This window comes from Mycobacteriales bacterium (genome assembly GCA_035995165.1).
GTDB lineage: Bacteria > Actinomycetota > Actinomycetes > Mycobacteriales > CADCTP01 > CADCTP01.
The window spans coordinates 1-13,504 of sequence record DASYKU010000112.1; the positions used below are offsets into that span (position 1 = coordinate 1).

The 13,504-nt window shown below is 71.8% G+C and carries 15 protein-coding genes; 7 read left to right on the forward strand and 8 right to left on the reverse strand.

Features of this window, described 5'->3' with window-relative positions:
* Positions 1-362 precede the first annotated feature (362 nt).
* Both VGP36_18755 and VGP36_18760 read left to right on the forward strand, forming a co-directional pair.
* Positions 363-1,436 carry a 2-dehydropantoate 2-reductase gene (locus VGP36_18755; GenBank protein ID HEV7656758.1) on the forward strand — a complete coding sequence of 358 codons (1,074 nt, stop codon included), beginning with the start codon at positions 363-365 and terminating at the stop codon, positions 1,434-1,436.
* Positions 1,426-1,989, forward strand: a complete 564-nt coding sequence (locus VGP36_18760; protein HEV7656759.1) for a hypothetical protein — start codon at positions 1,426-1,428, stop codon at positions 1,987-1,989. Before VGP36_18755 ends, VGP36_18760 begins: the two co-directional genes overlap by 11 nt.
* Here VGP36_18760 and VGP36_18765 read toward each other — a convergent pair.
* Complete coding sequence (locus tag VGP36_18765; GenBank protein ID HEV7656760.1) at positions 1,974-2,915, reverse strand: aldo/keto reductase; 942 nt, start codon at positions 2,913-2,915, stop codon at positions 1,974-1,976. The two genes, VGP36_18760 and VGP36_18765, sit on opposite strands and share 16 nt — an antisense overlap.
* 267 nt (positions 2,916-3,182) lie before the next feature.
* On the opposite strand from VGP36_18765, the gene VGP36_18770 reads away from it, so the two are divergent.
* From VGP36_18770 to VGP36_18790, 5 genes are all read left to right on the forward strand, one after another.
* A complete protein-coding gene (locus VGP36_18770; GenBank protein HEV7656761.1) occupies positions 3,183-4,280 on the forward strand; it encodes an ABC transporter substrate-binding protein in 1,098 nt (365 codons plus the stop codon).
* Positions 4,281-4,350: 70 nt separating this feature from the next.
* Positions 4,351-5,463, forward strand: a complete 1,113-nt coding sequence (locus VGP36_18775; protein ID HEV7656762.1) for an enolase C-terminal domain-like protein — start codon at positions 4,351-4,353, stop codon at positions 5,461-5,463.
* A complete protein-coding gene (locus tag VGP36_18780; protein ID HEV7656763.1) occupies positions 5,453-6,007 on the forward strand; it encodes a PPC domain-containing DNA-binding protein in 555 nt (184 codons plus the stop codon). The genes VGP36_18775 and VGP36_18780 overlap by 11 nt, the downstream gene beginning before the upstream one ends.
* Positions 6,008-6,017: 10 nt before the next feature.
* Positions 6,018-6,317 (forward strand): putative quinol monooxygenase, encoded by a 300-nt coding sequence (locus VGP36_18785; protein HEV7656764.1) that lies wholly within the window; start codon positions 6,018-6,020, stop codon positions 6,315-6,317.
* Entirely contained in the window at positions 6,314-7,102 is a 789-nt protein-coding gene (locus VGP36_18790; GenBank protein HEV7656765.1) for a hypothetical protein, read from the forward strand. The genes VGP36_18785 and VGP36_18790 overlap by 4 nt, the downstream gene beginning before the upstream one ends.
* A 10-nt stretch (positions 7,103-7,112) precedes the next feature.
* On the opposite strand, the gene VGP36_18795 is transcribed toward VGP36_18790, so the two are convergent.
* From VGP36_18795 to VGP36_18825, 7 genes are read right to left on the reverse strand one after another with little or no spacing between them, the layout of a single operon-like run.
* Positions 7,113-8,267 (reverse strand): alpha-hydroxy acid oxidase, encoded by a 1,155-nt coding sequence (locus tag VGP36_18795; GenBank protein HEV7656766.1) that lies wholly within the window; start codon positions 8,265-8,267, stop codon positions 7,113-7,115.
* 24 nt (positions 8,268-8,291) lie between these two features.
* Complete coding sequence (locus tag VGP36_18800; protein ID HEV7656767.1) at positions 8,292-9,044, reverse strand: MBL fold metallo-hydrolase; 753 nt, start codon at positions 9,042-9,044, stop codon at positions 8,292-8,294.
* Complete coding sequence (locus tag VGP36_18805; protein HEV7656768.1) at positions 9,041-9,922, reverse strand: fumarylacetoacetate hydrolase family protein; 882 nt, start codon at positions 9,920-9,922, stop codon at positions 9,041-9,043. The genes VGP36_18800 and VGP36_18805 overlap by 4 nt, the downstream gene beginning before the upstream one ends.
* Positions 9,919-10,683 (reverse strand): MBL fold metallo-hydrolase, encoded by a 765-nt coding sequence (locus VGP36_18810; protein HEV7656769.1) that lies wholly within the window; start codon positions 10,681-10,683, stop codon positions 9,919-9,921. Before VGP36_18810 ends, VGP36_18805 begins: the two co-directional genes overlap by 4 nt.
* Positions 10,684-10,698: 15 nt before the next feature.
* Complete coding sequence (locus VGP36_18815) at positions 10,699-11,499, reverse strand: ABC transporter permease subunit (GenBank protein HEV7656770.1); 801 nt, start codon at positions 11,497-11,499, stop codon at positions 10,699-10,701.
* Positions 11,496-12,359 carry an ABC transporter permease subunit gene (locus VGP36_18820; protein HEV7656771.1) on the reverse strand — a complete coding sequence of 288 codons (864 nt, stop codon included), beginning with the start codon at positions 12,357-12,359 and terminating at the stop codon, positions 11,496-11,498. Before VGP36_18820 ends, VGP36_18815 begins: the two co-directional genes overlap by 4 nt.
* Positions 12,356-13,210, reverse strand: a complete 855-nt coding sequence (locus VGP36_18825) for an ABC transporter ATP-binding protein (GenBank protein ID HEV7656772.1) — start codon at positions 13,208-13,210, stop codon at positions 12,356-12,358. The genes VGP36_18820 and VGP36_18825 overlap by 4 nt, the downstream gene beginning before the upstream one ends.
* Positions 13,211-13,504: the final 294 nt, after the last annotated feature.

The following is a 13,504-nucleotide window of genomic DNA, read 5'->3' on the forward strand; positions in this document are numbered from 1 at the left end:
TCGACGAGTTCACGATCGCGCTCTCACCCGTGCTGTTCGGCGCCGGAATCCGCCTGTTCGAGGGCGTGGACGCCGGCCGCGTGGCCCTGGAGCCGGTCCGCGCGGAGCCGACGCAGCGGGTGACCCACCTGACCTACGCAGTACGGAAGCGGTAACCGCCCGGGAAGTAGCCCCGCGACATCCGCGGCCACCCAGCGGCGGAGCGCCCCAGCCCGCGACCCTCGGCAACCTCGCGATCCGCTGGCGGGGACCGGGTGAGGTGGATGCAACGGGCGCACGCCGTTGAAATATTACATACAACTCGTCTACTGTCAGTGCGCAATCGTCGGCCGGCGGTACGGCGACCAGCAAGCGGAGGGTGCATGGGCAAGCGGATCGTCGTGTTCGGCGCCGGCGCGGTCGGCGGCTATGTCGGGGCGGTGCTCACCGAGTCGGGCCAGCAGGTCACGCTGGTCGATCCTTGGCCGCGCAACGTCGAGACGATGCGGGCTTCCGGCGTCGAGCTCAGCGGCATGACCGAGCCCCGCACGGTGCCGGTCGACGCCGTACATGTGACCGATGTCCAGGCCTTCAGCCGCGCACCGATCGACATCGCGATCATCGCGGTCAAGTCGTACGACACGGAGTGGGTGGCGACCCTCGCGCGCGACTACCTCGCGCCCGACGGCTACTGCGTGTCGATGCAGAACGGGATCAACGAGGACAGGCTGGCCGGGGCTGTGGGCTGGGGCCGCACGATGGGCTGCGTCGTCGGGCGCGGCCTCGGGTTCGACCTGTTCGAGGCCGGCCGGATCCGGCGCGACTATCCCGCTCCGAAGGATCCGAAGGTCACCTCCCTGCACGTCGGCGAGGTGCATGGCCGGATCACCCCGCGCGCCCAGGAGCTCGCCGGGATCCTCGGCGCGGTGGCCACCGCGCGGCCCACCGAGAACCTCTGGGGCATGCGCTGGAGCAAGCTCTGCGTCAACTCGATGCGCAACGGCGTCTCGGCCGCGACCGGGATGGGCGGCAACGATCGCGACCGCGACGACGACGTCCGGCGGGTCTGCGTGGCGCTGGGTTCGGAAGCCGTCCGCGTCGGCCGGGCGCTCGGCTACAGCTTCGCCTCCGTCGGGCAGCTGGACGCCGAGACCCTGGCCCGCGCCGGCGAGGGGGACGCGGACGCGCGGGCCGAGGTCGACCGCATCCTGCTGGACTCGACGAGGTCCGGGGCCCGCAGCGACCTGCAGCGGCCGTCGATGGCGCAGGACATGGCCAAGGGGCGGCGTACGGAGATCGAGTTCATCAGCGGTCTGGTCGCCGCCCGCGGGGCCGCGGCCGGGGTGCCGGCGCCGGCCAACGCCGCGCTGACCCGGGCGGTGCTGCGGGTCGAGCGGGGCGAGGCGAAGGCCGGGCGGGAGAACGTCCTGGGCGAGGAGTTCGCCGATGTCCGATGAGGAGCGGGCCGTCCTGGACTACTTCCCCGAGATCGGGCAGATCGCCGACGGCAACCGCCGGGCCCAGGTGCTCGCCGTCTGGACCAGGATGCTCGAGGAGAGCGGGTTCGACGCGCTCACCGACGTGCCGATCGCGCCGCACCTGGCGTACTCGCAGTTCCGGCACAACCGGGCCATCCTCGAGATGGCGCTGGCCGTGGCCGAGGTGCTGGAGCGCTACCACGGCGTCGCCATCGACCGGGACGACCTGCTCAGCGTCGCCCTGCTCCAGGACGTCAGCAAACTGGTCGAGTTCGAGCCCGACGGGGCCGGGGCGCGGCTCTCCCCGATCGGCCAGCAGCTGCGCCACCCCGTGTACGGCGTGCACGCGGCCCTCGCCGCCGGCTGCCCGGTCCACGTGGCCCAGGGCATCCTCGAGCACTCCCCGAAGAACCCGCGGGTGCCGCCGCAGCTGGTCACCAGCATCCTGTATTTCCTGGACCGGCTGGACATGATGGCCGTCCGGGAGAGCGTCGGCGGCGGCGACCATCCGGAGCGTCAGCCGGCCGACTGAGCCGCCGGTTGCGCGATCGCGGTCACCTCGTCGTACTCGGCCGCGGTCAGCCGCCAGGCCCCCGCCGCATCGGCGTTCGCCCGCACCTGCTCCGGCGAGCTGGCCCCGGCGATCGCGGTGGACAGCTGCGGATGCGCGAGCAGCCAGGCGAAGGCGAGCTCGACCAGCGAGTGGCCGCGCTCCTGCGCCCAGGCCAGCAGCCGCTCCACCAGCAGCCGGTTCGCCTCGCTGTGCCACTCCTGCGCCCGGGCGATCCAGCGCTCGTCCCGGGTGAACCGGGTGCCCGGCGGGAGACCCTGCCGGTACTTGCCGGTCAGCAGCCCCGCCGACAACGGCCAGTAGGCCAGGTACGCGATCCCGCGCTCCGCGCACAGCGGCAGCACGGTGTCCACGTCGCCGGTGTCGAGCAGGCTGCAGTGGTTCTCGACCGCGGCGAACCGGCTGCCGCCGGCCGTGCGCACCGCGTCCGCCTCGGCCAGTTGCGCGGCGGTGAACTTCGAGCAGGCGATCTCGCGCAGCTTGCCCGCGCGCACCAGCTCGTCCAGCGTGCCCAGGGTGTCGGCGATCGGGGTGGCCGGGTCGGGGCGGTGCAGGAAGTAGAGGTCGATGCGGTCGGTGTCCAGGTTGCGCAGGCTGGCCTCGACGGACTCCCGGACGTAGTCCGGCGTCGCGCAGGCGAGCACGCCGGGCCGCGGCCGGGAGCCGAACTTCGTCCCGATCACCACGCTGTCGCGGTGCCCGCGCAGCACCCGGCCGAGCAGCCGCTCCGAGCTGGCCGGCCGGTTGGAGATGTCGACGTAGGTCACGCCGCTCTCCAGCGCGGCCGCGACCATCGGCCGTACCTGGGCGACGGTGTCGTCGGTGAGCGTGCCCGCGCCGAGGCCGAGCACGGACAGCCGCAGGGATCCGACCGCTCGAGTTTCCATGGGGCCCTCCTCGCGGGAGTGAATACCATACTGTCGGTACTCAACCGTATTGACCGTTCGCTCATCAGGCTAGGCATCCGCCCGGACTGGCGTAGTCGGGAGATTGTCCCGATCAGGCGGGCTTGCTCCTGATCTCCTGTTACACCGCGATGGACTGGATGTGACGAGCCGTTGACGTGTCTTGCATACCTTGTGCATACTACATCCGGCCCGATATCCCCTGGCCGTACGAGATCAGGAGAGCGCGTCATGAGGAACACCCGGTCCATGCGCAGGTCCGCTCCGAGGCTCGTCGGAGCGGCCGCGGTAGTCGTCCTTCTCGCGGCCTGCGGCAGCTCGGGATCGGGCAGCAGCTCGGCCTCCGGGTCGTCGGGGTCCGGCGGGGGGCTGAGCGAAACCAACGTCACCATCTCCGGCGCCTTCACCTCGGACATGGAGCCGGCCTGGGTCGCCGCCGGCGCCGGGTTCTTCAAGAGCAACGGCCTCAACGTCAAGATCGTCAACTCCGGCACCGGCGGGTCGACCGCGTCCCAGATCGTCGCCCAGTTCCTCGGCAACAAGGACTCGTTCATCTTCGGCGCCGCCAACACGATCATGAGCGTCGCCCAGTCCGGCGTGCCGCTGAAGGCGGTCTACGGCGTGCGGCTGGGTGGCCCGTTCCAGATCACGGTCAGCAACCCGGTCGCCAGCAGCCTGCACATCCCGTCCGGAACCACCGCGGCCGACACCGAGAAGCAGCTGACCGCGCTCAAGGGCTCCCACCTGAAGATCGCGATCTCCGGCCTCACCTCGCCGGTCGGTGGCTATCTGGGCGCGATCCTCAAGCAGCGCGGCCTGACCTACGGCCCCGGCCCGGACACCGACGTCCAGCTGATCCCGGCCGGCTCCTCCAGCGCGACCCGGGCCGCGGTGCAGTCCGGCAAGACCGGCGCGCTGATCGGCAACCCGCCGAACTCGCTGCTGCCTGACAGCACCACGATCAACCTCGGGCTGGTGCAGCCGCTGGCCGACACCGCGACGATCTACGCGGCCGCGCAGACCTCCTTCGTCCAGCAGCACAAGGACACCGTCGCCGCGGCCGTGCGGGCGATGACCCAGGCCTGGACGTGGGCGAAGGCCAACCCGGACAAGGCCGAGGCCATCGTGACCGCGCAGTACAAGGCGCTGGGGACGACGGACGCGACCACGCTGCACACGCTCTTCCGCTCGCTGCAGGACTACTGGGCCGAGCCGTCCATGGGCGAGGACGCGTACAACCACGCCAAGGACGTGCAGAACCTGATCACGCCGAACTCGCTCAAGATCAACTACGCCGACGTGGTGGATTCCTCCTTCGTCACCGACGCGCTCAAGGCCGCGAACTGAGCTCGGGCCCGCCGCCGGACCACCGGCGGCCGCGGGCCCGAGCCATTCAGCCGACAGAGAGGAGCGCGGGATGCCGAAGCTGGTCAAGATCGAGGCCGTCCCGATCCGGGTGTCGCTGACCAAGCCCGTGACGACCTCGAACAAGACCACCGAGACGGCCCGCGCGTTCCTGCTCAAGCTCACCGACTCCGACGGCCTGGCCGGCTGGGGTGAGGGCTCGTTCAACCAGACCTTCACCGACGAGTCCGAGGCGTCGCTGGCCGCCGACCTCGTCGCGGTGCTCGAGCCCGCGCTGCTCGGCCGCGAGCCGGCCGAGCTGATCGCCGGTCTTGCCACCGTGCACCGCACGCTGCGGACCCGGATCGCCCTGCGCTGCGCGACCTCCATCGCCGTCCACGACCTCGTCGCCCGGCACTACGGCATCCCGCTCTACGTCATGCTCGGCGGTCTCGCCCGCCGCAGCGTGCCGACCGTCGCCTTCATCGGGAACTTCGACCGGGACGCCGCCGAGGCCGACGCCGTCGAGGCGGTCGGCCGGGGCTTCTCGGCCATCAAGCTCAAGGTCGGCCGGCCGGACGTGGCCGAGGACCTCGACGCCGTACGCGGGGTGCGGTCCCGGATGCCCGCGGCCATGCGCCTCTACGTCGATGCCAACCAGGCCTGGACGCCGGCCCAGGCGTACGCGTTCGTCGGGCAGGCCGTGAGCCTCGGCGTCACGCTGGTCGAGCAGCCGGTGGCCGCCTGGGACGCGCGGACCCTGGCGACGCTGGGACACACGGCCGGCGTGGACGTCGCCGCGGACGAGAGCGTGTTCGACGCGAGTCAGCTGCTCGGCCGCGCGCTCGCCGGCTGCACCCCCGCCGCCGTGGTGGTCAAGCTGCTCAAGGCGGGCGGCATCGACGGCGTGGTCGACGTGCTGCGGGTCGCCGGGACGCTGGGCGTGCGGCCGTTCGTGGCCGGCATGCCCGGCGACACCAGCGTGCTGTCCGCGGCGATGCTGAACATCGCGCTGAGCACGCCGAGCCTCCCGCTCGGCACCGCGATCACACCGCACCACAGCCGGGTGGACGTGGTCGTCCGTCCACTGTCCGTTGTGGACGGACAGCTGACCGTGGACGGGCTGACCGGGTCCGGGATCGGCGTCGAGGTGGACGAGGAGAGGGTGGCCGCCGTTGCCTGCTGACCAGGTGTCCGAGGGGCTCGTGGACGGGACCAGGGCCGGGATCGGCCGGTTCGGCCGGGTGCTGGTCGCGCGGCTGACGCCGGGCGAGGACGTGCTGCCGGCGCTCGACCGGCTGCTGCGCGCGGCCGGGATGAGCCAGGCCGTCGTGTTCAGCGGCGTCGCCAGCCTGCAGCACGCGACCGTACGCAACATCTGGGCGTTCCCCGGCGAGTGGCCGATCACCCCGGACCAGCGCCGGCTCACCACGTTCCCCGGCCCGCTGGAGATCCTCGCCCTACAGGGGAACGTGGCCCCCGCGCCGGACGGCAGCCTGGTCTTCCACGTGCACGCCGAGTTCTCCGTCGGCACCCCGGCCGGCATGACCTACGGCGGCCACCTGATGGACGACACGATCGTCGGGACCACGGCCGAGATCTACCTGGCCGAGCTGACCGGCATCGAGATGCGCCGCACGCCCGACCCCGTCACGAAGAACCTCGAGATCGAGCTCGCCGGCCCCGCCGGCGGCAGAGAGCTCGCCGGCCCCGCCGGCGGCAGAGAGTGAGCCCATGCCCATGGCCCGCCCAGTGACGCTGCTCGCGTCCTTCGAACCCACCCCCGGCGGCGAGGACAAGCTCGCCGCGCTGCTGCTGTGGATGGTCGGCAACACCCGCCAGGAACCCGGCAACCAGCGCTACGACCTCTACCGCGCGGACAAGGGCAGCTTCCACCTGTTCGAGGAGTATGCCGACGACGCGGCGCTGCAGGCGCACCGCGACGCGGACTACTTCAAGGCCTACCGGGCCCAGGTGGCGGACCTGATCGCCGGGCCCATCGACGTACGCGTCCTGAGCCGGGAAGAGGCGGGGGAGTGACCGCGACCGGCACCACCGAGAAGGACGCCGCGGCCGACCTGCTCTTCGGCATCTCCCAGGGCCGGCTGCCCCACCCGGTCCCGGACATCCTCAGCGAGTACGGCGACGGCTCGGTCGATCCCGGCGCCGAGCTGCAGGTCGCGGTGCTGGACCGGTGGCAGGCGGCGGGGGAGCGGGTCGGCGGCTGGAAGATCGCCTGGACCTCGCGCGGCGGCCGTGACCGCGGCGGCGTCGGCTACCGGCCCTTCGGCTACATCCTGGCCAGTCGCATCGTCCGGTCCGGAGCGACGTTGTCCCGGGCGGACATCCACGTCCCCGTGCTCGAGGCCGAGCTGTGCCTGACCATGGGCGCCGAGCTGAGCGGCCCGGCGGTCACGGTCGAGCAGGCGCGGGCCGCGGTCGCCGCGGTCAGCCCGTCGTTCGAGATCTGCTCGCGCCGCGGGATGGGCCTGTCGCTGGCCGCCCGGGTCGGCAACGCGATGAACAACTGGGGCCTGGTGGTCGGGCCGGAGCAGGACCCGGCCCGGGCGACCGACGCCGTGCCCGTCCGGCTGGTCCGCGACGGGGTGGAGGTCAGCTCCGGGGTGACCGACCGGGAGACGGTGGACGACCCGTTCCTGTCGCTGACCCGGGTGTGCGCGTCGCTGGACGCGTTCGGCCTCGGGCTGCACGCGGGCGACCGGCTGCTGACCGGGTCGATCCTCGCGGGCGCGGACGTCGGCGAGGCGCGGGAGATGACCGCGACGTTCGGCGACCTCGGCTCGGTCACGATCAACTTCGGCTGAGCCGGCGGCGTCACCGAGCCGGGCCCACGTTGACGAAGCTCCGGTCGAGCTCCGCCGGGTCGGTGACGCCGAGCATCGCCATCGTGTGGTCGATGGACCAGCGGTAGAGCTCCAGCACCCGCTCGACCCCGGCCTGGCCTCCGGCCGCCAGCCCGAACAGGTACGGCCGGCCGACGAACACCGCGCTCGCCCCGAGCGCCAGCGCCTTGACCACATCGGTGCCGCGCCGGACGCCGCCGTCCAGGAACACCGGCACCCGGCCGCCGACGACCGCGACGACCTCGGGCAGCACCTCGATCGTCGCCGGCACGCCGTCCAGCTGCCGGCCGCCGTGGTTGGACACGACGAACCCGTCGACGCCGTGGTCCAGATACCGGTCGCACTCGTCCGAGCGCATGATCCCCTTGATCAGCAGCGGCCCTTGCCACAGCGCCCGCACCCGCTCGACGTCGGCCCAGGTGACGGGGTATTGCGTGTCGATGATCGCCTTCTGGGTCGCCGACGGCGTGAGCCGCCGCTGCCCGCTCGCCCGCCGGCGCAGCGAGTCGGCCGTCGTGTTCGCGCGGACGAACTCGACCGCCCAGCGCGGGCGGCTCATCCCCTGCAGCACCAGCGTCGGGCTGATCCGGGCCGGGATCGAGCTGCGGTGCCGGATGTCCCGCTCGCGGTTGCCGAAGATCGGGGTGTCCACGGTGATGGCCAGCGCGGTGTAGCCGGCCTCGGCCACCCGCGCCAGCAGCGGCTCCAGCGCGCCGTCGCCGCGCGGCAGGTAGAGCTGATACCACAGCGGCGAGGTCGACTGCCGGGCCACCTCCTCCAGCGGGTACGCCGTCGCGGTGCTCTGCATGTAGACGGTGCCGGCCGCGCTCGCCGCCCGCGCCACCGCGAGCTCCGCGTGCCGCGAGATCACCCGCCCCGCCCCGGTCGGCGCGAGCATGACGGGCATCGAGATCTCCTGCCCGAACACGGTCGTGGCGGTGGTGCGCTTGCGGACGTCGACCATGGTCCGGGGCCGGAAGGTGATGTCCTGGAAGGCCTCGGTGTTGCGGCGCAGCGAGTATTCGTCGCCGGCGGCGCCGTCGATGATGTCGAAGACGGGGGACGGGAGGCGGCGCTTCGCGATCGCGCGGACGTCGGCGACGGTCACCGTGCGGTGCAGTCTCATCAGCGGCCTCTCGGTGGCAACGGGTCAGCGCATCCGGAACACGCCGTCGGCGATCTCGCTGCCGTGCTCGAACAGCTGCAGGTCGTGGCTCGGGTAGAGGTGTCCGGCGTCGCCGCCGACCAGGCCGAGCAGCCGGTCCATCGCGACCACCGCCTCGGGCCGGCTGGTCGAGAGCGGCGACGGCTCCAGCAGCGCGATCGTCCGGTACGTCCCGGCCACGTCGCCGCAGATCACCCGCGGCCCGGCGGCAGTCTCCACCACGACGGCCTGGCTGCCGGGCGTGTGGCCGCCGGTGCGGACGAGATCGAGGCCGGAATCGGCCGGGACGTCGCCGGAGACGACCTCGATCCGGCCCTGGTAGTTCAGCGTCATCACGCCGGCCATGTCCGAGGCGTTGCGGACCAGGCTCGGGAACCGCGCGTACGGGCCGGAGAAGAACTCCAGGTCCGCGTGCTGGACCAGGAACCGGGCCCGCGGGTAGGCGTCCCAGGCACAGAAGTGGTCGCCGTGCAGGTGCGAGACGAGCACCCGCTCGACCTGGTCCGGGTCGATGCCGAGCCGGCCCAGCGCGATCTTCGGGGCGACCAGGTCGGTGATCCCGCGTTTGGCCGCCTCGGGCTCGGTGACGCCGGTGTCGACGAGCACCACCTCGTCCCCGCGCCGCAGCACCCAGAGCAGGTAGACGCTCGTGCGCGGACCGGTGTCGCCGGAGATCTGCCGGGACGCCAGCGTCGCGCGGGTCCCGAGCCGGCAGCAGTAGATCTCCCAGCCGGTCATGCGACGGCCTCGTCGACGACCGGGTTGACCAGCTCGACCAGGTCACCCAGCTGCATCCGGACCACGTCGCCGGGGCCGAGGTAGCGCGGCGGCGTCCGGCCGTTGCCGGTGCCCGGCGGGGTGCCGGTGCTGATCAGGTCGCCCGGGTGCAGGTCGAGCACGTGGGAGAGCCGGCTGACCAGCTCGGGCACGTCGAAGATCAGGTGGCGGGTGTTGGAGTCCTGCATCAGCTCGCCGTTCACCCAGCACCGGATGTCCAGCGCGCCCGGGTCCGGCACCTCGTCGGCGGTCACGATCGCGGCCCCCATCGGCGTGAACGTGCGGAAGTTCTTGGCCATGGCCAGCTGCTCGGGCTGCTGGTTCTGGATGTCCCGGGCGCTGACGTCGTTGATGATCGTGTAGCCGGCCACGTACGCCAGGGCGTCCTTCCGGGCGACCCGGCGGGCGGTCCGGCCGATCACCACGGCCAGCTCGACCTCCCAGTCGAGCTTGCGGGTGGCCGCCGGCCGGACGATCGCCTCGCCCGGCCCGATCACGGTGGACGACCACTTCGGGAAGATCCGCGGGCTGCCCGGCGCGTCGGACCGGTCCCGCCCGGGCCGGACGTAGTTGCGCCCGATCGCGACGATCTGGTCCGGGTGCGGGATCGGCGCCCGCAGCACGACGTCGCCCAGCGTTCGTACCGGCCCGTCGGCGACTGTGGCGGTGGCGACGTCCAGACCCTCCGGACCGAGCCGGAGCAGCTCGAGCATCGAGGTGGGCGCGGCCAGGCCGCGCTCCCGGTAGCGGTCCCCGGCCGCGCCGAGGTCGACGATCCGGTCGCCGTCGAGGACGCCGAAGCCGGGGCGGTTCCCGGCCAGGAACGAGACCAGCCTCATCCGATCGTCTGGTCCTCGATGCCGGGCATGATCCAGACCGGCCGCTCGCTCGCGTCGAAGACCGTGCCCGGGTCGCCGGGGTCGAGGCCGAACACCCGCATCTGCTGGGCGGCCTGGTATTCGATCTTGTCGCCCACCACCCGGAACGGCCGGTCGTGGCCGGGGTAGATCACGTCGGCGACGTCGAGGATCCGCTCGATGCTGCGGGTCGCGTCGTTCTCGTTCCAGAAGACCAGCGGGTTGACCTTGGTCAGCGCGACGGTCCCGTAGTGCAGCACGTCCCCGGTGATCGCGTCGGTCGTGCCCTCGTTCTCGACCAGCACGGTCAGGCAGCCGGGGGAGTGGCCGGGAGTGTGGATCGCCATGACCCCGGGCTCGACGTCGAAGCCCTCCTCGACCTCGCGGATCTTCGGGTGCGTCTCCAGCATCGCGCCGGTCCAGGCCGGGGTGGCCCAGTCGTTGGGGTGCGGCGCCGCGGCGTACTTGCGCTCCCACGGGTGCAGGAGCAGCTCCGCGTTCGGGAACAGGTCGATGTTCTGGGCGTGGTCCCAGTGCGCGTGGGTGAGCAGCACGGTCTCGATGTCGCCGGGCTCGACCCCCTCGGCGGCCAGCGCGGCGATCAGCGAGTTGCGCCGGCCGACGTGCCCGACGTCCACGAGCGTCGTCTTCTCGCCCCGGATCAGGTAGGTGCTGCAGAACCCGATGATGCCCTGGGAGGTCCGGATCGGGTGGCCGTGCTGCAGGACCGTGATGGTCGCCATCGGTACGGGCTCTCCTTATTGGATCGGGCCGCGCCGGGACAGGCCCGGCAGGCGTTTGGTGACCAGACCGGACAGCCCCAGCAGCACCGCGGAGATCACCGTGGCCGTGAGCAGCGTCGACAGCACGCCGGCCGAGTTGAACAGCTCCGACCGGCTGAACAGGCCGCCGCCGAGTCCGTCCGAGGCGCCGAAGATGATCTCCGCGCCGATCGCCACGGTCAGCGCGTGCGGGATCACGAACGCGATCGAGGTGAACAGGTAGCTGCTGGTGTGCGGCAGCAGCAGCTTCCAGGCGATCTGCCGGCGGTTGGCGCCCATCATCCGCATCGCCCGCGTCGTCGCCGGGTCGACCGTACGGATGCCGCTGACCATGTAGAGCGTCACGACCGGGACCGTGGCCAGCAGCACCAGGTAGGTCCGGGACATGAAGCCGTTGCCGATCCAGACGAACAGGATCGGCGCGAGCACGAACTTCGGCATCGCGTAGATCCCGGTGTTGATCGGCTCCAGCAGCTTGCCGACCAGCGCCGGCGACAGGCCGATGACCAGCGCCAGCACGATGCCGATGACGGTGCCGAGGCCGAAGCCGACCAGCACCTCCTTGAGCGTCACCGTGATCATGTCGCGCAGCACGCCGTCGCCGAGGTCGGTCTTGAAGGCGGCCCAGGTGCGGTCCGGGCCGGCGAAGAAGGCGCTGTTCAGCTTCGGCGTCAGCACCCAGCGCCAGAGCAGGTAGAGCAGGCCGAGGCTGACCGCCCACTGGACGACCACGCCGCCGACCCGGAGCGCCCGGCGCGGGTACGGGTTGCGGCTCATGTCGGGATCCCCCGGCCGATCGAGCGGGTGTAGCGGGCCAGCAGGCCGCCGAGCACGACGTCGACCAGGTAGCCGATGATGACCACGAAGATCACCACCGCCATCGAGCCGGGCGCGTCCAGCGCGCCGGTCAGCCGGGTCAGCAGCGCGCCCAGGCCCGGCGTCGCCGGCACCTTGATCTCGGCGAAGATCTCCGTCGCGAACGCCAGCGGCAGCGCGATCCGGGTGGCCGCGAACAGGTACGGGACCGAGCTCGGCAGCAGGTAGGACCACGCGATCCGCAGCGGCCCCGCGCCCATCATCCGCAGCGCGGTCAGCGTCCGGCGGTCGATCTCCGTGCTCGCCTGCAGCACCGAGAAGTAGTAGACGAACAGCGCGGCGCCGGTGACCAGCACGACGTGGGTCTTGGTGTTGGCTCCCAGCAGCAGCACGTAGAGCGAGATCAGCCCCACCTTCGGGATCGCGTACGTCAGCGTGATGATCGGGTGGAACAGCCAGCGGCCGATGGGGTTCGCGGCCAGCACGCCGATCCCGACGCCGATCGGGATCGCGAGCAGCAGCGCGTAGAAGATCGTCAGCGCGGTCGACCCGAGGTTGGAGGGCAGCTGCCCGTCCATGATCAGCTGCCAGCCCCGGTGGCCGACCGAGACCGGCGTGCCGACCACGTCGTCGGGCAGCACGGCGTCGGGGCCGCCGGACAGCAGCTCCCACAGGCCCAGCACGGCGGCGATCAGCAGCAGCCGGGCGACCAGCACGGTGACCGAGGAGCGGGTGACGATCCGCCGGCGGCGCGGCCGGCGCGGCGGCTCGGGGACCGCCTCCGGCAGGACCGCGGCCTCGCTCAGGGTCGGGGTGCTCACGCGGCGGCCGGCCTTTCCAGCGCCTCCCAGAGCTCGACGTAGAGCGCGCGGGCCTCCGAGGTCGCCCGGAAGCGGGCCACGTCCCGCGGCTGCGGCGCGTCGATGGTGCGCATCAGGCTGATCCGGGCCGGCCCGGTGCTCATCACGGCGACCCGGTGGCCGAGGGTGATGGCCTCGTCGAGGTCGTGCGTGACGTAGATGAGCGTGCGGCCGGTCTCATGCCAGACGTCGAGCAGCAGCTGTTGCAGCCGGACCCGCAGCAGGGCGTCGATCGCGCTGAACGGCTCGTCCATGAGCATGATGTCGGTGTCGCTGAGCAGTGCGCGGGCCAGCGAGAGCCGGCTGCGCATGCCGCCGGAGAGCTGGTGCGGGCGCAGTTTCTCCGCGTGCCCGACGCCGACCTTGGCCATCTGCTCGCGGGCCCGCTCGTACCGTTCCTTCTTGCCGACGCCCTTGATCTCCAGCGGCATCGCGGCGTTGTCGATCGCGCTACGCCAGGGCAGCAGCGTGTCGAACTGGGTCATGTACGTGACCCGCTTGTTCAGCCCGGCCACCGGCGAGCCGAGGCAGCTCAGCCGGCCGCCGGTGGGCTTGTAGATGCCCGCGACCAGGTTGAGGATCGTCGACTTGCCGCAGCCGGAGGGCCCGATCAGCACGAGTATCTCGCCCTGCCGCACCTGCAGGTTGAGGTTCTGCAGGACGTACGGCGATTCCTCGGTGTGCCGGAAGCTGAGGTCCTCGGCCTCGATGATGACCGGCGCGTCCCGGGGATCCCGGCCGGGTCCGGACCCGGCCGGGTCGGGGACGGTGCCGACCGAGCCGTGTTCTGCCACCACGTTGTGATCAGCCACTGGGCGGAGCCTCCCGCGCGTCGCCTGTCGATCGGATTTCGTGCGCCCGCTGGAGGCGTGTATACGAGAAGAACACCATATCCGACGCGCCTGTCTTGTCAACGTCATGACGGCCTCCCGACGGCCACGACCGGCGCGTACGCTGACCGGACCGGCACCGTCGATGTCCTCGCGGAGATCGGGGACCGCCGATGAGGGCCGGAGATGGATGGTCGCGTTGACCGGTCTGCGATCCGCTTCGTATACTAGGAGTATGCACCGTCGTCGCAGCTCGACGGCCGCCCGACCGGCGGC